The sequence below is a fragment of the Butyricicoccus sp. AM05-1 genome, assembly GCF_003474415.1.
In the GTDB taxonomy this organism is placed as follows: domain Bacteria; phylum Bacillota; class Clostridia; order Oscillospirales; family Butyricicoccaceae; genus Agathobaculum; species Agathobaculum butyriciproducens.
The window spans coordinates 67,048-87,882 of the sequence record NZ_QUDG01000009.1 but is presented as its reverse complement, the minus strand read 5'-3'; the positions used below and the strand labels follow the sequence as shown (position 1 = coordinate 87,882).

18 protein-coding genes and 3 tRNA genes are annotated in these 20,835 nt (G+C 53.1%); 18 read left to right on the top strand and 3 right to left on the bottom strand.

From position 1 onward, the window contains the following. Nucleotides 1–189: 189 nt before the first annotated feature. The 9 genes from DW088_RS12090 to DW088_RS12050 all read left to right on the top strand — a co-directional run bounded on the left by DW088_RS12090 (nucleotide 190) and on the right by DW088_RS12050 (nucleotide 7,931). Nucleotides 190–504: a DUF2584 family protein gene (locus tag DW088_RS12090; RefSeq protein WP_117492390.1), complete on the top strand. Its 315-nt coding sequence runs from the start codon at nucleotides 190–192 to the stop codon at nucleotides 502–504. 134 nt (nucleotides 505–638) lie between these two features. Then, a complete protein-coding gene (locus tag DW088_RS12085; protein WP_117492392.1) occupies nucleotides 639–2,210 on the top strand; it encodes a hypothetical protein in 1,572 nt (523 codons plus the stop codon). A 1,054-nt stretch (nucleotides 2,211–3,264) separates the two neighbouring features. Continuing rightward, nucleotides 3,265–3,849, top strand: coding sequence for a dephospho-CoA kinase (coaE, locus tag DW088_RS12080; RefSeq protein ID WP_118360931.1), 585 nt, complete (start codon nucleotides 3,265–3,267; stop codon nucleotides 3,847–3,849). 26 nt (nucleotides 3,850–3,875) lie between these two features. Further along, nucleotides 3,876–5,270 (top strand): aminopeptidase, encoded by a 1,395-nt coding sequence (locus DW088_RS12075; RefSeq protein ID WP_118360929.1) that lies wholly within the window; start codon nucleotides 3,876–3,878, stop codon nucleotides 5,268–5,270. Between the two features lie 24 nt (nucleotides 5,271–5,294). Next, a complete protein-coding gene (locus DW088_RS12070; RefSeq protein ID WP_118360927.1) occupies nucleotides 5,295–6,560 on the top strand; it encodes a dihydroorotase in 1,266 nt (421 codons plus the stop codon). 165 nt (nucleotides 6,561–6,725) lie between these two features. Further along, a tRNA-Asn gene (locus DW088_RS12065) sits at nucleotides 6,726–6,801 on the top strand. Between the two features lie 6 nt (nucleotides 6,802–6,807). Continuing rightward, nucleotides 6,808–6,883: transfer RNA gene (locus DW088_RS12060), tRNA-Trp, on the top strand. A gap of 2 nt (nucleotides 6,884–6,885) precedes the next feature. Further along, a tRNA-Thr gene (locus DW088_RS12055) sits at nucleotides 6,886–6,961 on the top strand. A 67-nt stretch (nucleotides 6,962–7,028) separates the two neighbouring features. After that, a complete protein-coding gene (locus DW088_RS12050) occupies nucleotides 7,029–7,931 on the top strand; it encodes a DMT family transporter (RefSeq protein WP_118360925.1) in 903 nt (300 codons plus the stop codon). Between the two features lie 24 nt (nucleotides 7,932–7,955). On the opposite strand, the gene DW088_RS12045 is transcribed toward DW088_RS12050, so the two are convergent. Next, nucleotides 7,956–8,654 carry a ClpP family protease gene (locus DW088_RS12045; RefSeq protein WP_118360923.1) on the bottom strand — a complete coding sequence of 233 codons (699 nt, stop codon included), beginning with the start codon at nucleotides 8,652–8,654 and terminating at the stop codon, nucleotides 7,956–7,958. Nucleotides 8,655–9,304: 650 nt separating this feature from the next. On the opposite strand from DW088_RS12045, the gene DW088_RS12040 reads away from it, so the two are divergent. From DW088_RS12040 to DW088_RS12000, 9 genes are all read left to right on the top strand, one after another. Continuing rightward, complete coding sequence (locus tag DW088_RS12040; protein ID WP_110435791.1) at nucleotides 9,305–9,823, top strand: peptidylprolyl isomerase; 519 nt, start codon at nucleotides 9,305–9,307, stop codon at nucleotides 9,821–9,823. A gap of 19 nt (nucleotides 9,824–9,842) precedes the next feature. Continuing rightward, on the top strand, nucleotides 9,843–10,577 hold the full coding sequence (locus DW088_RS12035; RefSeq protein ID WP_118360921.1) for a hypothetical protein: 735 nt from the start codon (nucleotides 9,843–9,845) through the stop codon (nucleotides 10,575–10,577). A gap of 663 nt (nucleotides 10,578–11,240) precedes the next feature. After that, the gene (locus DW088_RS12030; RefSeq protein ID WP_118360920.1) at nucleotides 11,241–12,575 is read left to right on the top strand and encodes a hypothetical protein; all 1,335 of its coding nucleotides are present in this window, start codon (nucleotides 11,241–11,243) and stop codon (nucleotides 12,573–12,575) included. Between the two features lie 67 nt (nucleotides 12,576–12,642). Beyond that, nucleotides 12,643–13,332, top strand: a complete 690-nt coding sequence (locus tag DW088_RS12025) for a response regulator transcription factor (protein WP_118360918.1) — start codon at nucleotides 12,643–12,645, stop codon at nucleotides 13,330–13,332. Nucleotides 13,333–13,875: 543 nt separating this feature from the next. Continuing rightward, complete coding sequence (locus tag DW088_RS12020; protein WP_118360916.1) at nucleotides 13,876–15,426, top strand: ATP-binding protein; 1,551 nt, start codon at nucleotides 13,876–13,878, stop codon at nucleotides 15,424–15,426. Continuing rightward, nucleotides 15,423–16,358, top strand: a complete 936-nt coding sequence (locus DW088_RS12015; RefSeq protein ID WP_118360914.1) for a DUF1385 domain-containing protein — start codon at nucleotides 15,423–15,425, stop codon at nucleotides 16,356–16,358. The genes DW088_RS12020 and DW088_RS12015 overlap by 4 nt, the downstream gene beginning before the upstream one ends. Nucleotides 16,359–16,363: 5 nt before the next feature. Continuing rightward, nucleotides 16,364–17,329 (top strand): tRNA dihydrouridine synthase, encoded by a 966-nt coding sequence (locus DW088_RS12010; protein ID WP_199720437.1) that lies wholly within the window; start codon nucleotides 16,364–16,366, stop codon nucleotides 17,327–17,329. 20 nt (nucleotides 17,330–17,349) lie between these two features. Next, the gene (gene prmC, locus DW088_RS12005; RefSeq protein ID WP_118360912.1) at nucleotides 17,350–18,237 is read left to right on the top strand and encodes a peptide chain release factor N(5)-glutamine methyltransferase; all 888 of its coding nucleotides are present in this window, start codon (nucleotides 17,350–17,352) and stop codon (nucleotides 18,235–18,237) included. 38 nt (nucleotides 18,238–18,275) lie between these two features. Next, nucleotides 18,276–18,752, top strand: coding sequence for a pyridoxamine 5'-phosphate oxidase family protein (locus tag DW088_RS12000; protein WP_118360910.1), 477 nt, complete (start codon nucleotides 18,276–18,278; stop codon nucleotides 18,750–18,752). On the opposite strand, the gene DW088_RS16560 is transcribed toward DW088_RS12000, so the two are convergent. Both DW088_RS16560 and DW088_RS11990 read right to left on the bottom strand, forming a co-directional pair. Next, nucleotides 18,724–18,849 (bottom strand): hypothetical protein, encoded by a 126-nt coding sequence (locus DW088_RS16560; RefSeq protein WP_279217338.1) that lies wholly within the window; start codon nucleotides 18,847–18,849, stop codon nucleotides 18,724–18,726. The genes DW088_RS12000 and DW088_RS16560 overlap by 29 nt on opposite strands. A 200-nt stretch (nucleotides 18,850–19,049) precedes the next feature. Further along, the gene (locus DW088_RS11990) at nucleotides 19,050–20,819 is read right to left on the bottom strand and encodes an alpha/beta hydrolase-fold protein (protein WP_118360908.1); all 1,770 of its coding nucleotides are present in this window, start codon (nucleotides 20,817–20,819) and stop codon (nucleotides 19,050–19,052) included. Nucleotides 20,820–20,835: the final 16 nt, after the last annotated feature.

Sequence of the window (20,835 nt, the reverse complement as noted above, 5' to 3'; positions counted from 1 at the left end):
CCCGGACAGGGCGGTTCGGTGGATTGTTCGGTTGTTCATAAACTTATTCTTTCTACATAATATTTTTGTCACACATGATTCACCTTGACAAAAAAGGCAATCTAAGATATCCTTTTATTAGAAAAAGCAGAATACAGAATTTTAACATAATTTCTAACATCAAAAGATATTTCAAAGGAGATTTGCTACATGGGTATGATTATTGAGTTTAATTGGTTTATGGTTGTCGCTAATGAAAATAAAATACTTGAAGAGCAAGAAAACCTATTCTATACAATAAAGAGTGAAAAACGCATTTATCCAATAGGTTTCCAAATTCCATTAATCGTTAAAGAACAGGGTTGCATCGGCATGATAAAAGTTTTAAAAACTGTTATTAATGAAAAAGAAACAAGGATTTATTTCAATAAAACTGAGTCTTTTGATATGAAGAGTGCAGTAGCCACTCATTACTATGAAAGATATTTAGATTTCAAAAAACGTGAGAAAGAAATAAATCCTTGATTCATATCACCATAATTATTATATCTGTGGCACCCTAATCTAAGTTTTTATGGTATATCATTGAGCTATGATATAAATTCCATAAAATTGAAGATCGGGGTGTCGTATTTTTAGATATGATGATGGAGGTCATTATGCTAGGAATGCGAGGATTTTATATCACTAAGGCCGAATATGATTCAATACGAAAAAATCTGGTATCTAACAACAATCAACTGATAAAAATTGCATTACAGAATCTTATTACTAAGTTAGAATATGGTCAACGTATGAATAATGTCTGTTCAAAAGATTTATGTGCAGTACTATATGATGTTGTTCAGAACGATGATTATAAAATCAGGAAATGGGCATATCACCTCATTGTTTACAAACAAAATCGTGCATTGGTAAATCGTTGCATTCATAACTTGAAATCTGGATTCGAAAAAGATGCAGAAAATATTAGTTGGATATTGGCGATTGTGTCAAGATCTTATAACTCGGATATGCTTCACGAGTTATATAAAAAATGTCCAGATACAAAAATATCACAGCAAACATATACTTTATGCTCTACCTTGTTTTCTTCAAATTCAAATATGCTTAACGCTCAAGAAATCAATCATATTGTTGATGGGGAAGATTTTCTGTCTAAAATGTGGTTAACCAAAGTTTTTGGCTGTAATTATAATCGACAAAAAAAGAGAGATTATTCGAATTTGATCAACGCTAACGTGATGAATTCTTTGTTGCAAGATACCAGCATTCAAAGATATGCTTTATGGGCCTTTTCTACTTTAGAAAAAGTCAATGTAAAAGTAATTGAAATCAATCCATATGATGCAAAAAAATTACCATCTAAAAGTCTAGCATGGTACTATACAGGATTATTTAAAGATGAAAATTATATTCAAGAAAATGTGGATCATATTATAAATATTCTTGAAGACTTTCTGATTTACCCTCAAGTTGTGCAAATGGGTATATTAAGAGGCATTTGTAGTGCACATTATCCATTAGGGGAAATGTTATATCCAATAGCAAGTGCATTTTTAGAATTAGATGAGAACGATGATAAACAGTTACCCTTGGTGATACTATTTATTCAAATTCTAATTGATCATGAAAAAGAAAGCGGGGAAATCACCAAAATATTGAAAGATTATAGCGATTCAACAACTTGTGATGAATTGAGAAGATTATTATGGTATCGTGAAGGGATAATCACGGAGGAATCTAATATGGGAATAGTTATCAACGGGAATGTTGGAAATATTCAAAATAATGAAGGAATATCAATGGCAAACCAAAATAATATTTTATTTTATACAGAATCCGATTCGACATTAAATCCGCAGTCTATTCAGCAAGATGTAAATCAAATAAAAGAAAAAGTCGTTGCCGGTGAATTTGATGGATATTTTGAAGGCGAAAACGATGAGTTAGAGGCGCTTTTTGAAAAAGTGCAATATGGATTTAATTCGGCAAAACGTAGCAACGTAGTTAAGGAAAAAGAGGTTCTGGAACTACTATCTAAAGTAGAAGTCGATTTAAGAGAATTGGCACATGAAAGTAAAACGGACAAGAAAAAATCACGATTCTCTGATATGCTATCAAAGGTTTCACAAATTTGCTCGATATCCGTCAACGCACCAAAGCTGTGGCCCTTGTTAAAAGATGCAGTGGATTTTATCAAACAGTTTTTGCATATTTTGGAAATTTAATCAATTTTTACACAGGGAGACTAGAGCCTTAAATCTTTATTTTAATGCAAACTCGCCCATCCCCATCTTAGATATACGGACGAGATCATCTAAAAAATGACATCAATTTCGTTAAAATAGTGTCATTTCATGTTAGCTGCTGCTGCCACCTGGATTTTGACACCACAAATGACACCAGAGATTTCGGCTACTATAATTTTGAAACGGCCTGAAACGGTGCTTTTCGTAGATCCTTTACACTGCATTATTGAAACTTCTGATTTCAAAATTACAGACTGTAAGCATTTTAAAGGGGAAATGCTATACTTTTGTTCTACCTTTGAACTTTTCGTATAATTGAAGGGAAACTGCTTTTGAAAAACTGCGGTTTTCCACCCTCTTGTGAATCACCCCTTTTCCCTGAGAGGGCACGGCGAAATTTGCAGAGCTGAGACTATAAGGGAACGGCAGAGGATTTTTTCTACCGTAGGGGAGCACAGTGTGCTCCCATGTCGAGACTTATTCGCAGTGTCAGATAAATTACTGCTACACAGGTCGGCTGCTCTCCGCAGAGTGCGGCATAACAGTGCCGCACAACTCGTAAGTCTGGATATTACATCCAGCACCTGCGAAGATAAATTGTACCGAATGTCTAAATTCGCAGGTGCCGTCTGTTACAACGTGCTAAAAATTTGTGCGGCACTGCTATCCCCCAGGGGACCCTCTCTTGCCCTTCGGGCAATTCACCTTGTGTCGCACCTGCGTAGAGTAAACCGTATGTGTAGCAGTACGCTGTCTGTGAACTGCGAATATTTTACGAAATAAACGCAACGGTAACCCGACTGCCGTACCCCTTTTCGGAGCGGTCGCCGCTCTCTGGTCTGCGCCAGACTAAGAAATAAAAGGAAACTGGAGTCCCAAGAGGATAGAAACCTTGGTGTCTATCCTTTTGGACCTCCCGGCCGTCCGGACGGCTCCCATTCCCAGTTCTGCGGGCGCAGAAAACCCAATTGCAAGCTAACAATAATAACCGATTCGATCCCACGCATAGAATCCCAATGAGGAAGTGAAACTAATGAAAATCATCGGCTTGACCGGCGGCAGCGGCACCGGCAAAGGCACGGTTGCCGCGCGTATGCGCGCTCTCGGCGCGGGCTGGGTGGACGCGGACGCGGTGTACCGCACGCTCTGTGCGGAGAACCGCGAAATGCTGTCCGCGCTCGATACCGCCTTCGGCGGCGTAACCGACGCGAACGGCGTACTTGACCGTCCGAAACTCGCGAAAATCGTGTTTTCCGACCCTGCAAAGCTGCAGCAGCTCAACGAAATCACCACACCGTATATCCGCAAGGCGTCTCTCGATGCGATTCACGCGCAGAGCGCGTGTCCGATCGTGCTGTACGATGCGCCGACCCTGTTTGAAGCCGGTGCGGACGACTTCTGCGACAAAATCGTCGCTGTGCTCGCGCCGCACGACACGCGCGTTGCCCGTATCATCGAGCGGGACGGTCTGTCCGATGAAGCCGCACGCGCCCGCATCGACGCGCAGCCGAACGACGCGTTTTACCGCGAAAAATGCGATTTTATCATCGAAAACAACGGCGATCTCGATGCACTCTATCGGGACACCGATGCTTTATACAGTCAACTCATTAAGTGATTCGGATTAAAAAAGGAGAATGCAACATGACTTCCGAACAGCTTTTTTACGACAAAAAGACCGGCTTTGACCGTTTGACCGACGAGGACAAGCAGGGCATTCAGACCTACGCCGAGGGTTACAAAAAATTCCTCGACGAGAGCAAAACCGAGCGTGACGCCGTGCTGGAAATCGCCCGCATGGCTGAGAGTAAGGGCTTCCGTGCCTGGACGCGTGATGACACGCTTCGTCCGGGTGACAAGATTTACCGCATCAACCGCCACAAGTGCATTATGCTGGCTGTTATCGGCAATCAGAGTCTGGCCGAGGGCGTGCGTCTGACTGCTGCTCACCTCGATGCACCGCGCGTTGACATCCGCACCGTGCCGCTGTACGAGGACAACGGCATGGCGTTCTTCAAGACCCACTACTACGGCGGCATCAAGAAGTATCAGTGGACCGCAATTCCGCTCGAGCTGCGCGGCGTTGTCTGCGTCTGCGAGAACGGCGAGGTCAAGCGCGTGCAGGTGCGCGTAGGCGACAAGCCGACCGACCCGAAGTTCGTTATCACCGACCTGCTGCCGCACCTTGCCACCGAGCAGATGACCCGCAAGGCGACCGAGGTGATCAAGGGCGAGGGTCTGAACATCCTCATCGGCTCGGTTCCGAGCGAAACCGTGGACGAAAAGTGCAGCGAGAAGATCAAACTCGCCATTATGGAGCACCTTAACCGCGAGTACGGCATGACCGAAGCGGATTTCCTGTCTGCAGAGCTGTGCTGCGTTCCGGCGTTCAATGCTTGCGATATCGGTTTTGACCGCTCGTTTGTCGGCGCGTACGGCCACGACGACCGCGTTTGCTCCTATCCGGCAGCAACCTCTCTGTTCGACCTGACCGAGACTCCGGCACATACCGGCGTATGCCTGCTGGTGGACAAGGAGGAGATCGGCTCGGACGGCGTAACCGGCATGCAGTCCCGCGCGTTCGACACCTTTATGGCCGACCTCTGCCGCGCACAGGATGTGCTGCTCGATGAGTGCTTCGAGAACTCGGTCTGCCTGTCTGCCGATGTCTGCAACGCCTTTGACCCCAACTATCCGGAGGTCTCCGAGAAGCGCAACGATGCGCGCGCAAACTGCGGCTTCGCGCTCGTCAAGTACACGGGCGCACGCGGCAAGTCCGGCACCTCGGATGCAACCGCTGAGCTGATGGCGCGCATCCGCTGCATCTTTGACAAGGCGGGTGTTATCTGGCAGACCGGTCAGCTTGGCAAGGTCGATCAGGGCGGCGGCGGCACGGTTGCCATGTACCTCGCAAACCGCAACATTGACACCGTAGACGCAGGCGTTCCGGTGCTCTCCATGCACGCACCGTTCGAGTGCATTGCCAAGCTGGATCTGTATATGGCATACAAGGGATTTGGTGCGTTCTACCGCGATTAAACGAGATAAAACGGAGGTTTTACCATGCTGTTGATTCAAAACGGACGGGTTCTCGACCCGTATACGCAGATGGATGCGCTGCGTGATGTGCTGATCGGTGACGACGGCGTTATCGCGCAGGTGGCTGAGCACATCGACGCGCCCGCGGGCTGCACGGTGTATGACGCGAGCGGGCTGACGGTTTCTCCCGGCTTTGTGGACGGACACGTTCACTTCCGCGATCCGGGTCAGACCCAGAAGGAAGACGTGCTGACCGGTGCGGCGGCGGCAGCCGCGGGCGGCTACGCCACGGTAATCTGCATGGCGAACACCGTGCCGACCTGCGATACACCCGAGATCATCCGCTACGTTACCGACAAGGCGAAGGACTGTCCGGTGCAGGTTTTGCAGGCAGGCTCGGTCACCAAGGGCCTGAAAGGGCAGGAGCTGACCGACTTTGACGCACTGCTCGAAGCGGGTGCGCCGTGCCTGACCGACGACGGCATCAACCTGACGAGTGCGGCGCTGTGCCGCACCGCCATGGCGGAAGCCGCCAAGCGCGGCACGCTGCTCTCGTTTCACGAGGAGGAGCCGTCACTCGTGCCGTCTCCGGGTGTCAACTACGGCTCGGAGGCCGCCAAGCATTTCGGCGTACCGGGCGCAATGGCGAGCGCGGAATCTGCAATGATCGGCCGTGACATTGCGCTGGCGCTCGATACCGGTGCGCGCGTGCTGTTCCAGCACGTTTCGTCCGCGCAGTCGGTCGCGCTCATTCGAGCGGGCAAGGCGATGGGCGCGAAGATTTACGCCGAGGTCACGCCGCATCATCTGTCGCTGACCGAGGATGATGTGCCGGCACACGGCACTTATGCGCGCATGAATCCGCCGCTCCGCAAGGAGGCTGACCGTCAGGCGCTGATTGCGGCTCTGGCGGACGGCACCATCGACATGGTGGCAACCGACCATGCGCCGCACACCGCGGAGGAGAAGGCCCGCGAGTTCGCAAAGGCGCCGTCCGGCATCACCGGCCTGGAAACCGCGTTCTCGGTGTGCAATACTTACCTTGTTCAGACCGGCAAGCTCACGCCGATGCAGCTTGTTGACCGCATGAGTAAGACTCCTGCCGAGATTTACGGTCTGACCGACCGTGCTGTGCAGGCAGGCAATTTCGCCCGTCTGGTGCTGCTGGACTGGGATACTGAGAAGGTATACGAAACGTATAAATCCAAGGGAATCAACACGCCGTATACCGGTAAAAAACTCACCGGTTCGTCGAAGGCGATCGTTACCGGCACGAAAGTTACTGAATAAAGTCTAAAAGGGACCCGAGAGGGTCCCTTTTTGACATTCTGCGCGGAAGCAAAAAACTTGCGAAAAAATTTTGCAAAACCTATTGACAAATAAGCTGTATCCGCGCTATAATATACAAGCTGATTGCGATAAACCATCCAAACAGCGTGTACCAGCATTTTATATTCCTCAATAGCTCAGTTGGTAGAGCATGCGGCTGTTAACCGCAGGGTCGTTGGTTCGAGTCCAACTTGAGGAGCCACTTTATAGGGGTATAGCTCAGCTGGTAGAGCATCGGTCTCCAAAACCGAGTGCCGTGGGTTCGATCCCTACTGCCCCTGCCAATGCTGCTATAGCTCAGTCGGTAGAGTGCATCCTTGGTAAGGATGAGGTCACCAGTTCAAATCTGGTTAGCAGCTCCATGAAGAACCGCTTATAAGCGGTTCTTTTTTTATGAAAAATTCTGCAAAATAAGGGAGAAAAACGGGTATGAAGCTGCGAAACTCTTTGCTTCTGCTGCTGACGGCCACGATTTGGGGTGTGGCCTTTGTGGCGCAGAGCGTCGGCATGCAGTATGTCGGACCGATGACCTACGTCTGCTCGAGAAGCATCATCGGCGGTGTGGTGCTGCTGCCGGTCATTGCGGTGCTGAATAGAAACAGCTCGATTCACAGCGGTGAAACGCCGCAAGAGCGCTGGAAAGGTCGGAAAATCTTACTGATCGGCGGTGCATGCTGCGGCTTGATCCTGAGCATTGCCAGCACCATCCAGCAGATTGCGCTGCTGTATATTCTGGTCGGCAAGGCCGGATTCCTGACCGCGTGCTACATTCTGATCGTGCCGCTGCTCGGCATGCTGTTTGGCCGCAAGTGCGGACTTAAGCACTGGTGCGGTGTTGCGCTGGCGCTGCTCGGCCTGTATTTCCTGTGCATGGCGGGCGGCAGCTTCGGTTTTGCCAAGGGCGATTTGATCGGACTGGCGTGCGCGCTGCTGTTTTCTATCCACATTCTGGTTATTGACCATTTTTCGCCGCTGGTGGATGGCGTGAAGATGGCGTGCATTCAGTTCTGGGTCTGCGCACTCGTTGCGGGTGTCGGCATGCTGATTTTCGAGCATCCCACCTGGGCGAACATCCTTGCCGCGTGGAAGCCGATTCTGTACGCAGGCGCGATGTCGTCCGGCGTGGGGTATACCCTGCAGATTGTCGGTCAGAAGGGCATGAACCCGGCGGTGGCATCGCTTATCATGAGTCTGGAGTCGGTTATCTCGGTTATCGCAGGCTGGCTTATTCTCGGTCAGGCGCTGTCCGGCCGAGAGATTTTCGGCTGTGTGCTGATGTTTGGCGCTATCGTGCTGGCACAGCTGCCGGAACGGAAAAAACAGAGCGTATAATGCAAAAGACAGACAGAGAGACGGTTATTTACCGTCTCTTTTTTGCATTTTGTGCTCGCCAATCATCGTATAGAGCGCTTCCAGCGCATCCGAAAGCGTGCCGACCGCATCAATCAGTCCGAGTGCGGCGGCCTGATTGCCGGAGATCACGGTGCCGACATCGGCGGTCAGCTGACCGGTTTCGCGCATAAGCTGCTGCAGACGTTCGGCGGTGATGTGTGAGTGCGAGGTGATGAAATCCACGATGCGCTCCTGAATTTTCGCCAGATACTCGAACGCTTGCGGCACAGCAATGATCGTGCCGTTCATCCGCACCGGATGAATGGTCATGGCGGCGGAAACGGCGATAAAGCTCTTTTTGGCGGCAACGGCCAGCGGTACACCGATCGAATGCCCGCCGCCGAGCACGAGCGACACGGTCGGCTTTTTCATGCCCGCGATCAGCTCAGCGATGGCAAGTCCGGCTTCCACATCGCCACCGACCGTGTTGAGCAGCACGAGCAGACCGTCGATTTCGTCGGCCTGCTCAACTGCCGCAATCTGCGGGATGAGGTGCTCGTACTTGGTGGTTTTGTTCTGTGCGGGCAGTTCCATGTGGCCCTCGATCTGGCCGACAATGGTGATGCAGTGTATCGTTCCGCGCGCTGTTTTTGCCGTAATCGAGCCGGTTTCCGCGATGGCATTCTGCTCCGGCGCGGCAATGGACGGGGTTTCTTCGGACATAGATGATCCCTCCTGAAGTGGTGAATTTGCCCTGATCACAAGTTTTCCACAAGGTGCGGTGGATTATGCAGCGGTGGTTTTTCCACAGCCGATATTACAATGCGTAGTCGAAAAAACGAGATATACGGCGGCTTGCGAGGGTGTATACAAAAAGTTATCCACTTTATGCACAAGGTTATCCCCAGATACCCTGTGGAAAGTCCTGTGGATAAAGTGGATTACCAGTTTTTGTGACAGGTTTTTACAGCGGTATCCTGCGGAGTGGTCGCCGCTCTCTGATTTGCGCCAGACTATCTAATAAGGAAAAGGTAGGCGTTCAAAAAGGAAGGGCACTCATTTAATCCGCGCACGGCGCGGAAACAAGGTTTAGCAGCCTACGGGCAAACCGCAGGTGTCCCTTCCTTTTTGTCCCCGCCGCGGACACGGCAATTCCCTGCTGAATTTCAGCGAAAAACACCATGCCTGGACAGGGTGAACCGCCTGCACGGTTCAAGTGCCCCGGTTGCTCAGCGCAAAATAATGGACAGCTGCCGCTGTTCGACAAACACCACTTGCCGTTCTACTCCAAATTTGCTACAATAGAAGTACATATATGTACAGCTCGGCTGTGCATATGCTGCAAAATGATAAAAATTATGGAGTTGATACCAATGAGCAATCCTATCGTTACGATTGAAATGGAAAACGGCGGCGTAATCCGCGCAGAGCTGTACCCGGAAGTTGCACCGAACACGGTTCGCAACTTTGTTTCTCTGGTGCAGAAGGGCTTTTATGACGGCACGATCTTCCATCGTGTCATCCCGGGCTTTATGATTCAGGGCGGTGACCCGGAAGGCACCGGCATGGGCGGCCCCGGTTATGAGATCCGCGGCGAGTTTACCGCAAACGGCTTCCAGAATGATCTGAACCACACCCGCGGTGTTCTGTCTATGGCGCGTACCGCTGCACCGGACTCCGCAGGCAGCCAGTTCTTTATTATGACCGAGGACGCACCGCATCTGGACGGTCAGTATGCTTCCTTCGGCATGGTTATCGACGGCATGGACATTGTTGATGCCATCGTCAACACCAAGCGCGACTGGCACGACCGTCCGCGCGAGGAGCAGAAGATGAAGTCCGTTACCGTGGATACGCAGGGCGTAGAGTACGAGGCTCCGGAGACCCTGTAACAGAGGGAGAGGATCGGTATTGTACTATACCAATAAGGAGACTTTTGTCCTGTCTGCGGACGGCTGCATGGATACCGAACGCGGCGGACTGGAATCCATTCTGGCCGGCAACGACGAGGGCGCAAAAGGCTGCTGTTTTTCGATTGCCATGTCATCGGACGGTATTGCTGTGCTTTCGTCGGACGGCTGTGTTGCCGCGCCCGACGGCACGAGGCTGCCCGTCCGCGATTACAGCTACGCGGAGCTGCATCAGGCGGCGCCGCAGCTGACGCCGGTTAGTCAGGCGATCGAGCTGGCACGCACCTGTCAGGGCAAGATTGCCATCACCGTGCACGATCAGACCATGCTGCGGCAGCTGCGTATGACGCTGCGGTATGCGGATTGTCTGGATGACACGATCATCATCGGTCTGGGGCTGGTGGAAGCGGCTCGTGTTGCGTCTGCCAATCCGGATTTACATATCATGGGTGAGATGCCCAATCTGCCGAGCGAGATTGACGCGCTGGTCAATGCCGCGCAGACAACCGGCCTGTTCGGTCTGCGGGCCGAGCCGAAGGATTTGTCCGAGCGGCTGGTTTCGGCGTGCCGACAGGCGGGGCTGTTCACCATGAGCCGGTGCACGGACGATCCCAATACGCTTGCGGAACTCATCCGCAAAGGCGTAAACTTTATCGAAACACACCGGCCGGACATCACGGCGGCGCTGTTGCCTGCCGGTGAGGCTGAACCGCGCGGTATTCCGCTGAGATACTGATGAAATCCCGTAAAAGGACGCACATAGTGCGTCCTTTTCAGCTTGTCGAAAAAGTCAGATTTCTATTTTGTGCTTCGTGCGACAGCACGCATAAAATAGAATTTGCGCAGCAAATTCATAAAAACCGGGGGCGTGTACCTCGGTTTTTATACAAGGGAAGAAAAAATGTGTCCGGAGGACGCGGTTTTTCTTCAGCATTCGATCGAAAGCGTGGTTTCGATCGAGAGGCTGCTCGAAAAACGATAGTTTTTCGACAGCCTCAAAGGACGCACTATATGCGTCCTTTTAAAGTTAATTCGCGCGATAGCGCACATCAAATAGGATTTGCTGTGCAAATTCTAAAAATCCGGGGATATGTGCCACGCAGCGCGGCCGAGAAGCCGCGCAAGGATAGCGTTTGGATTTTTGACCTATAGAGCGAGAAAATTTCGGCCGACAAGAGGAACGGTCTACGGTCCGTTCCTCTTGTCGGCAAAGCTGTAGTTTCGCGACAGCCTGAGGGCGGACCTTTGGTCCGTCCTTTTTCTATCCCTTTCTGCTTGAAATCCTGCAAAATTTGCGTAAATTTCAGTACCACACGCTGCCTGAATGTGCTATACTTAATATGTATAGGTGCCTGCACCTGTCAACCAATATTTGTATCATTTTAGGTAGGAGAGCTCCATGAGATCACTGCGAATTTTACCGGCGCTGCTGTTCCTTTTGCTGCTGGGCGGCTGTGTGTTTCCATCGGGCGATGAGCTGTTGGCCGCGCCCAAACCATCCAGCAATTACCAAAGTCTGCAGACTGAGCTGGAAAAGCAGCTTGCACAGGGCGTATCCTACGCCTCGCCAAGCGAGGGTGAAAACCGTTCGTCTATTCAGCTTGCCGATCTGGACAACGACGGCGTGGAGGAGGCCATCACGTTTTTCCGCGGCGCCACCTCGGCGACGAGCAACAAATTTACGGTAGCTGTTTACCGCAAGCAGGATGACAGCTACGTCTGCACCGGCACGATCGACGGCCGCGGAACGGCATTGCGTTCGGTCGAATTTCCGGTACTTGAGCCGAGCGGCAAGCGCGGCATGGTTCTCACCTGGCGCCTGCCGGGCGACGGAACAGGTGCGCTTACCATGTGCGATTTTGACGAAAACTGCACGCCGGGTATCATTCTCGAAACCGAATATACCGCTATGGAGCTGACTGATCTGACCGACAACGGTGCAAAGGATCTGCTGCTGATCACGAGCGACACCTCCGGCAAGCGCGTGGCACGCCTGTATCAGTATGACAGCGGCTCCATGCTGCCGGCCGGTGAGACGGCGACCAGTCAGGGGGCGGCTGCGGTTGAGCACATGCAGTCCGGCCGTGTGCAGGACAGCAAGACCGCTGTGTTTGCTGAGGAAAAGGTGGCGAATGGCGCCGGTCTGACGACTGATATTTTTGTCTACTCGAACGGCACGCTGCGCAATCTGGCACTGGACGGCGAGGACACCGCCAGCCACAGCACCTATCGTCCGGTGGCGGTCTACGCGAGCGACGTCAACGGCGACGGCATCACCGAACTGCCGCGTGCAGTGCTGATGGCGGGCTATAAGGACACATCCTCGTCCGATGCGGTGTATATGCTCGACTGGTATGCCTACGGCATCGGCAAGGTTCCGACCAAGGTTGCAACCACTTATCAGAACATTTCGGATGCGTGGAGCCTGCTGATCGACCAGAAATGGCATGACCGCATCACCGCAATCAAGGCAAACGACGGCGGACTCAGCTATGTGGAATTTTTTGAGTACCGCAAGAACAAAATGTCCATCCCGCTGTTTAACATTTACTGCGCGACCGGCTCCAACCGTGAATACTACGCCGAGCGCATCGATCTGATCCAGCTGGGACAGACCACGCAGGCCATCTACTTCGCCAAGCTGACAAATGAAGGCGAGCAGAGCGAGCTGGCGCTGACCGGAGACGAGATCAAAGCCCGATTCTCGCTGGTCAACCAGGCGTGGAACAATTAAGAATCATCAAACGCCGCAGAAACGCGGCAGTTACCAATAAGCGCTAAAAGTATAGGAGGATATTACAATGAAGCGCAAAATTCTGGTTCTGGAAGATGAAGAGAATATCCGCTCCTTTCTGGTTCTCAACCTGAAACGCAGCGGTTACGAGGTAATAGAGGCCGAAACCGGCGAAATGGCACTGGAAAAGTACCATGAAAATCAGGATATCGCGGTTGCAGTGCTGGATGTTATGCTGCCCGGTATCGACGGCTACGAGGTCTGCCGCGCCATGCGCGGCGCGGGCTATCAGGCGGGCGTTATCATGCTGACCGCCCGCACGCAGGAAGCGGACAAGGTAACCGGTCTGATGAACGGTGCGGACGATTATGTCACCAAGCCGTTTTCGGTTATTGAACTGGCGGCTCGTGTGGACGCGCTGTACCGCCGCGTATCCGGTTCGCCGTTCTCCGAGGATGACGTGATCAAGTCCGGTCCGTTCAAGCTCAATCTGCGTGCCCGCGAGGTGCTCAAGAACGGTGTGAAGATCGAGCTGACGCAGATCGAATACGGTCTGCTTAAGGCGTTCATGCAGAACATCGGCAAGGCGCTTTCGCGCGATGAGCTGCTCGAAATGGTCTGGGGACACCACTATGTGGGCGAGCTGAAGATTGTGGATGTGAATATCCGCCGTCTGCGGATTAAAATTGAGGATTCGCCGGCGGACCCGACCCATATTGTAACGGTCCGCGGCTACGGTTATATGTGGGAGGGCTGATTAGCCAATCGCCGCACCCGCGGCGGTTTCGCCGCAGAAACCAAAAGGGTAGACACCTGCGGTTTCTACCCTCTTGGGACTCCCGTTTCCCTTTGTTTCATGGTCTGGCGCAGACCAGAGACCGGCGACCGCTCCGAAATAGGGGAACGGCAGAGGATTTTTTCTACCGTAGGGAAGCACAGTGTGCTCCCATGCCCTAACCGATGCACAGTGTCAGACAGCATACTGCTACACAGGCGGTTTTATCTTCGCAGGCGCGACACAAGGTGAATTGCGTGGAGTAAACCGTATGTATAGCAGTTAGAAAACAGCTTGAGCATCTGAGGTAGAGAAATGCCTCTACGGAAGATGAACAGTACGCCCGTTCCCCTATAGTCTCAGTTATGAATTATCGCCGTGCCCTCTAAGGGAAAGAGGAAGATTCACAGGCAGGAGGAAACCGCAGGTTGCTTCCTTCTTGTGCCCCGCCGGGTAGGCGAATTCCCGCGCGGTGTCAGCGCACATTCTGCCGCTTGGTAAGCGGCATCAGAAAGGTCATTTTCTATGACAAATCGCAAGCAAAAACGCAAACCGGAACCGCCCCTGAAGCCGGAGGTGCCAAAGGTACAGCACTCGCCGGGCGGCATTAAGGGCCGCTGGCTGGTGAACTCTTTGTCCTTCGTGCTCGTCATTCTGGCTGTTGTGGTCATTTTGATCTCTGTCGGTGTTTCGGGATATTACTATGCCACCGTGCGCGACAACCTCGCGTCACGCGCGGCCACAACGTCGGACACGTTCCGCAAATACTTCACCGACACCTACGATCAGTTTTACACGCAGGCGGAGGCAACCGTCACCACATTTCAGGATCAGGACAAGTTTGAACAGCAGTTTTTGGACGCAAACGGCCGTATTCTGCTGTCCACCTCGGGCTTATCCGGTGGCGGCGTTGCTTCGACCGAGGATGCATCGCAGGCGCTTTCCGGCCAGAAAACCGCGGTTTTCACCGGCAGAGACCCGCTTTCCGGCGAGCGCGTGATGAGTGTCACAGCGCCGCTGCTGAGTGCGCGCGGCGATCTGGTCGGCGGCGTGCGGTATATCACCTCGCTGCGTATCGTCGAACGGCAGATCTGGATAATCGTCGGCTGCTCTCTGCTGGCATGCCTGCTGTTCCTCATGCTGGTTGTGGCATCGAACAGCTATTTTATCCGGTCGATCGTCGATCCGGTGCTCAAGATCAACACCATCGCCAAGGAGATCGCGGCCGGACGTTACGGCGTGCGGCTGCAGAAGACCTATGATGACGAGATTGGTGAGCTGTGCGATACCATCAATTATATGTCGGACGAGATCAGCCGCGCCGAACGCATGAAAAACGATTTCATTTCTTCGGTTTCACACGAACTGCGTACACCGCTGACCGCTATCGGCGGCTGGAGTGAGACACTGCTGGCCGGCGGCGGCGAGGACCCGGAGGAGGTCATGCAGGGCCTGACGATCATCCAGAAGGAGGCGGGCCGTCTGACCCGCATGGTCGAGGAGCTGCTGGACTTTGCGCGCATCGAATCCGGCCGCATGAAGCTGGAGATCGAGACGTTTGATATGTCCATCGAGCTGTATGAAGCGGTTTATATGTATGAAAATCTGCTCAAAAAGAGCGGAATCCGCCTGCTGTACGACGAAGATGTGGATGCAAACTACTACATCAACGGCGATCGTCACCGCATGAAGCAGGTGTTTCTGAATATTCTGGACAACGCCGCGAAATACGGCGGCGACGGCAAGCAGATTGATATTGACCTTAAACGTGACGGCGGCAACATCGTCGCGTCTGTGCGCGACTACGGTCAGGGTATTCCCGAAGCGGAGCTGCCGTTCGTCAAGGAGAAATTCTACAAGGGGTCATCTAAGCAGCGCGGCAGCGGCATCGGCCTTGCCGTGACGGAGGAAATCGTTTCCATGCACGGCGGTACGCTGGATATCGCGTCCGAGGTCGGCAAGGGAACGACGGTTACCGTCACCATGCCGTCTGCCAAGTCCGAGGAGGCGCTCGGCATTACCGGTGCCATTCCGAAGGCATCTGAAACCCCGTTTACCGAAGGAGAGCATTCATGACAACGCAAAAGAAAACCACCATCGGTGGTCAGGCAATCATCGAGGGTATTGTAATGAAGGGACCTAAGAAGTCCTGCACGGTCGTACGTAAGGCGAACGGCGAGCTTGTCAGCAAGACCGAACCGACGCCGAGCCGTGCCCCGATTTGGGAAAAGCCGATTTTCCGCGGCGCGTATACGCTGTTTACCGCCATGAAGGAGGGCATGCAGGCCATCAACTACTCCGCGTCCTTCTTTGAGGACGAGGAAGCCGATGTGCCGCCGTCCAAGTTTGAACTCTGGCTGGAAAAGAAATTCGGCTCGGAGGGTCTGAACAAGATCATCCTGAGCATTTCAACTGTCATCGGCATTGCCCTGCCGATCGGCCTGTTCATCCTGCTGCCGAGCTTTCTCGGCGGTTTTGTGCCGAAAACCTGGGGTGTGCTCGCGCGCAATGTACTCGAGGGCTGCGTGCGCGTCATTCTGTTCCTGCTGTTCATGTGGTCAGTGTCGCATATGAAGGACATCCGCCGCACGTTCGAGTACCACGGCGCAGAGCACAAGACCATTTTCTGTTACGAAGCAGGCGAAGAACTGACCGTTGAAAATGTCCGCAAACAGGGCAAATATCACCCGAGATGCGGTACCAGCTTCATGTTTGTGCTGATTATCATTGCGACCATCGTTTCATCGATCGTCTTTTCCATCATCGACATTACCAATCCGTTCGTGCGCATGCTCGCGCATTTGCTCCTGCTGCCGCTCGTTGTTGGCATAAGCTACGAGTTTAACCGCTACGCCGGCCGCTCGGAGAGCCTGCTCTCGCGTGCACTGCGCTGGCCGGGACTGATGGTGCAGCACCTGACCGTATTTGAGCCGGACGATTCCATGATCGAGGTTGCGATCACCGCGATGAAGGCGGTTATTCCGGACGACGGTTCGGACGAGTGGTAAGCGCCATGCACTATTATTTTGCGCCGATGGAAGGCGTGACCGGTGCGGTCTATCGCCGGACGCACCACGAATTTTTCTCAGGTGTGGACAAGTATTTCATGCCGTTTATCACACCTACCACGAATGAAAAGCTGACGCCGCGGCAAAAGCGCGATGTCCTGCCGGAGTACAACGAGGGCGTGCCTGCGGTTCCGCAGCTGCTCACCAAGTCTGCCGCGGACTGCATCTGGGCGGTGAATGCACTGCGTGACCTCGGGTATCCCGAGGTCAATCTCAACCTTGGCTGTCCGTCCGGCACGGTGACGGCCAAGGGAAAGGGAGCCGGATTTCTCGCACATCCGGACGAGCTGGATCGGTTTTTTGACGAAGTTTTCGCAAAATGCGAGGGGATTTCGATAAAAACCCGTCTCGGCGTGCATGAGGCAAGCGAGTTTGACAAGCTGCTCGAGATTTACAACCGCTATCCCATCACCGAGCTGACCATCCATCCGCGTGTGCGGCAGGATTTCTACAAGGGAAAGGTGCGCGAGAGCGATTTCGCGGCGGCGCTTTCGCGCTGCAGCATGCCCGTGTGCTACAACGGCGATCTCATCACCGAGCGGGACGTAAGCGCCGTCAGCGAACGCTATCCCGATTTACCGGCGGTGATGATCGGCCGTGCGCTGATCGCCGATCCGTCTCTCGTGGCGCGCCTGACCGGCGGCAAGGCCGCAGACGCAAAAACGCTCGAGACCTTCCACGATACATTGTTCATGCGCTACTGCGAAGCCTTCGGCGACAGCCGGATTGCCATGCTGCGCATGAAGGAAATCTGGTTTTACCATCTGAATCTGTTTGAAAACAGCGAAAAACCGGGCAAAGCGATTAAAAAAGCCAAAAATGCCGCAGAATTTCAGTCGGCGGCCGCAGCCGTGTTCCGTAATTGCAGGGTGCGGGCGAACGCCGTGCCGCTGTGGTTCAAACCCGCGTAAATTTTAGGAGTTGACCCTGTGTGACCAAGACTATCAACGATGTTTACATGCAGCTTTTCCGCCGTTTGAAAGAGGGCGGCGACCCGATGCCGCAGCTGACCGCGCGGGAGATTACCGCCTACGCCTGCAAAGCAGACAAAAAGCAGACGGCCGGCTGGTCTCATTTCTACGTTGAGGATGCGACCGTGGATTACGCCGGTCTGCTGTGCGATCGCTGTCTGGACGGCGAGCCGCTGGCGTACATTATCGGCGAATGGGATTTTTACGGCCTGACCTTCAAGGTGGATCGTTCGGTGCTCATTCCGCGCTCGGATACCGAGCGCCTGTGCGAGCTGGTCATTGAGCAGGCCAAAGAGCGGGTTTCACCGCGTATTCTTGATTTGTGCTGCGGCTCGGGCTGCATCGGCATTGCGGCGGCGCACACGGTCGAGGATGCCCGCGTGACCGCGATCGACCTGTCGGACGGTGCGCTGCACATTACCCGCGAGAACGCCCGTGATCTGGGCGTGAGCAGCCGTTTGCTGACCATGAAGGCCGATGTCATGCACGCGCCTCCGCGCGGACTTGGGCAGTTTGATATCATCGTTTCCAATCCGCCGTACGTTACCGAGGACGAAATGCAGATGCTCGACCGCAGTGTAGCCGATTTTGAGCCGCATGAGGCGCTTTACGGCGGCGAGGACGGTCTGGATTTCTATCACGCCATCTGCGACAGCTGGGGTGAACTGCTGGTGCCGAACGGCAGGCTGCTGTTCGAGTGCGGCTGGCAGCAAGCCGATGACGTGGCCGGCATCATGCAGCGGCACGGCTACAAGGATGTCACTATCACTGAGGATTACAGCGGCGTGCCGCGCATCGTGTACGGCACGAATAACCGTCCGGATGTGGATTTGACGAGGGATGCGTAAATCGGGATTTGTATCAGCGTAAGAAGGAGAGCAATGTCATGTTCAGAACAATTCGTAAAAAGAAAAATGAAATCAGCATCGACACGGCAAAGGCTCTTTTGCAGTCCAGCCGACGTGGCGTTCTTGCCGTAAATGGAGATGACGGATATCCCTATGCAATTCCTATCAACTATATCTACGATGACGATGCGCAGAAAATTTATTTTCATGGAGCACGTGCAGGCCATAAAGTAGATGCACTGCGTGCCTGTGATAAAGTATGTTTCACGGTATATGGAAATGAAACCATCAAAGAAGAAGATTGGGCACCGTTTTTGCAGAGCGTTGTGGTATTCGGCAGATGTCACCTCGTAGAATCCGGTGCAAGAGCAACAACTCTGTTAAAACGATTTGCAATGAAATACTATCCCAGCGAACAGTTAGTTGATGAGGAAATTACCCACGCAGGAAAGGCTGTGCAAATTTTTGAAATAGAAGTGGAGTACCTCAGCGGTAAGGAAATACAGGAACGATAAATTCCAGCTCGGTTGCCGCTTCTGCCGGCGGAAAGCAGGCGGCTTCTGCCGCGGCGATGGCAGCGATGTCTTTTTCTTTTGCATAGGTGATCTTCATTCTGTATTCCTTCTCAACGGATAGAGAGATATCCGATGCATGTTACTTTTCTCTCAGCATACCACGCTTTTGAGCGCGAAACAAGAAAAAATCACTATAAATTTCATCATGATCAACAAAGCGACCGCGCTTCAAACGAAAACTTGAAGCGCGGTCGCTTATCAATAAGGGATATGTAAAGGAAAGTAGTAGATTAGCTATCAGCTGCGGGAGAACTTACTGAAGAATTCTTCCCAAATGCGGAACGACATTTCCGGCATAGTAGCATGCGGCATGTAGTCCACCTGCGTGAACTGCACGGGAGCCGTGCCCTCACGGTCGAAGTAATGATCTTTGAAGCGACCATTGACCGTGTTGGTTCGCTGTGCCCAATCGGCGGGAATCATATCAGCCTTGCCGTTGCGTTTGAGCCACAGCTCGACGGTCAGACCGGTTTCGTTCTCGTGGGTGGGTTCACTCGGAATGAGCCATTCCTCATTCATGCCCCAGAACATCCAGATTGGAAGCTGTACGCCGTTTTCGGCGGCATACGGCAGGGAAGTCATTTTCTCATACGCACCGCCGAAGAATGCACCCGAGCAGGGGGCGACAGCGGCAAAGCGCTCGGTCAGTCCCAACGCCAGCATTTCGGTCATCAGCGAGCCCCACGAGTGACCGGTTGCGAACACGCGGTGCTCGTCCACCGGATACTCGGCAATCATCTTGTCCAGCAGGAACGAGAAGAATTTCAGTTCATCCGGGCGGTCGTCCTCAAGGAACACGTTCCATGCGTTGAGCGGCGCCCAGTCGGGCATAAGCCCCTGCTCAGGCATGTCAACCTTGGCGTGCAGTGCGGTCGGGAACACAACGATGAAACCATGCTTGTCCGCCACATCATACCAACCGCTGTTGCCGGCGTAGATTTCACCGGTACAGGTGTAGCCATGCATGGCCAGCACGAGCGGCACCTTCTTTTCGGGATTTTGCCGTACCGACTGCGGAATGTAAACATACCATTCGCGCATCCAGCCGTCAAATTCCTCGTAGTGGTACTCCATGACGAGGTCGCGGACCGGATCCTTTGTCACGCGCAGTTCACCGCCGGGACTGCTCATCCAACGGCGCTGACGATAGAGAAAGTCCTTCCAGATACGGCGCTGCAGGCGTTTGGCATACTGCTCGGATGCACCGGGAATACTGCTGTGGCAGACACGGTACGCTTCCTTCTCCTGATTAGGCGCGTAAGGTGTTTCCTTCACGCGGTAATACTCGTACTGATCGGGAGACAGCTGACGGCCTTCTTCGGCTTCACATGCATTGCGCCAGTAGGTGAGGATAGCGTCGCCAGTACCGGTAGATACGGTCGGATCGTCGATAATCCACGCGGGCATCGGGATATCCTGCTTGTGAATGTCCTTGCGATGTTCCAGATCCTCAAAGCCGTCCAGATTGAGGGCATACGCCTGTCCGCAGTCGGTCAGATACTGCTCGGAAACTGCCGAGCCGCCGACCGAAGCCACACCTGCGAAGAACGCCGGATCGTAAGCCGCCGCCATATTTGCGAGCACGCCGCCTTCCTTACAGCCAACCAGATAGAACTTGGATTCGTGCACGCAGAACAGCTTGCGGTCTGCGGCAGCAAGGGCTGCCGCATTGATATACGCAACATCGCCATCCGGTGTGCCGTAGGCTTCGATCGTGTTCCATGCGCCGTTTTCCGGCTCAAGGAAGAACACGATCAGACGTTCCTTGCACTCCTCGGTGTCCGCGATCTCACACCAGCCGCTGTGCTCGAGCAGATCATCGGCGGTCTGGCCGTTTTCTCCCAGCACAAGAATACCGGCGGTGGATTCGCGGATATCATGCGGTACATAGGCCAGCACGCGGCGCTTTTTGCCCGCGTATTCCACCGGCAGCTCAAACGTGCCGGAGAACTTGGGGGCGTAGGGATTTTTCGGGTCGCATATGTCTAAAATTTTATGGGTATACATGTTGTTCACGCTTTCT

What these genes read in the sequence shown, in the direction of transcription:
- DW088_RS16560 (WP_279217338.1), bottom strand. Translation starts at nt 18,849, where the DNA reads ATGAAGATCACCTATGCAAAAGAAAAAGACATCGCTGCCATCGCCGCG.
- DW088_RS12000 (WP_118360910.1), top strand. Translation starts at nt 18,276, where the DNA reads ATGTTCAGAACAATTCGTAAAAAGAAAAATGAAATCAGCATCGACACG.
- DW088_RS12040 (WP_110435791.1), top strand. Translation starts at nt 9,305, where the DNA reads ATGAGCAATCCTATCGTTACGATTGAAATGGAAAACGGCGGCGTAATC.
- DW088_RS12085 (WP_117492392.1), top strand. Translation starts at nt 639, where the DNA reads ATGCTAGGAATGCGAGGATTTTATATCACTAAGGCCGAATATGATTCA.
- DW088_RS12050 (WP_118360925.1), top strand. Translation starts at nt 7,029, where the DNA reads ATGAAGCTGCGAAACTCTTTGCTTCTGCTGCTGACGGCCACGATTTGG.
- DW088_RS12070 (WP_118360927.1), top strand. Translation starts at nt 5,295, where the DNA reads ATGCTGTTGATTCAAAACGGACGGGTTCTCGACCCGTATACGCAGATG.
- DW088_RS12010 (WP_199720437.1), top strand. Translation starts at nt 16,364, where the DNA reads ATGCACTATTATTTTGCGCCGATGGAAGGCGTGACCGGTGCGGTCTAT.
- DW088_RS12090 (WP_117492390.1), top strand. Translation starts at nt 190, where the DNA reads ATGGGTATGATTATTGAGTTTAATTGGTTTATGGTTGTCGCTAATGAA.
- DW088_RS12075 (WP_118360929.1), top strand. Translation starts at nt 3,876, where the DNA reads ATGACTTCCGAACAGCTTTTTTACGACAAAAAGACCGGCTTTGACCGT.
- DW088_RS12020 (WP_118360916.1), top strand. Translation starts at nt 13,876, where the DNA reads ATGACAAATCGCAAGCAAAAACGCAAACCGGAACCGCCCCTGAAGCCG.
- DW088_RS11990 (WP_118360908.1), bottom strand. Translation starts at nt 20,819, where the DNA reads ATGTATACCCATAAAATTTTAGACATATGCGACCCGAAAAATCCCTAC.
- DW088_RS12030 (WP_118360920.1), top strand. Translation starts at nt 11,241, where the DNA reads ATGAGATCACTGCGAATTTTACCGGCGCTGCTGTTCCTTTTGCTGCTG.
- DW088_RS12025 (WP_118360918.1), top strand. Translation starts at nt 12,643, where the DNA reads ATGAAGCGCAAAATTCTGGTTCTGGAAGATGAAGAGAATATCCGCTCC.
- DW088_RS12045 (WP_118360923.1), bottom strand. Translation starts at nt 8,654, where the DNA reads ATGTCCGAAGAAACCCCGTCCATTGCCGCGCCGGAGCAGAATGCCATC.
- DW088_RS12015 (WP_118360914.1), top strand. Translation starts at nt 15,423, where the DNA reads ATGACAACGCAAAAGAAAACCACCATCGGTGGTCAGGCAATCATCGAG.
- coaE (WP_118360931.1), top strand. Translation starts at nt 3,265, where the DNA reads ATGAAAATCATCGGCTTGACCGGCGGCAGCGGCACCGGCAAAGGCACG.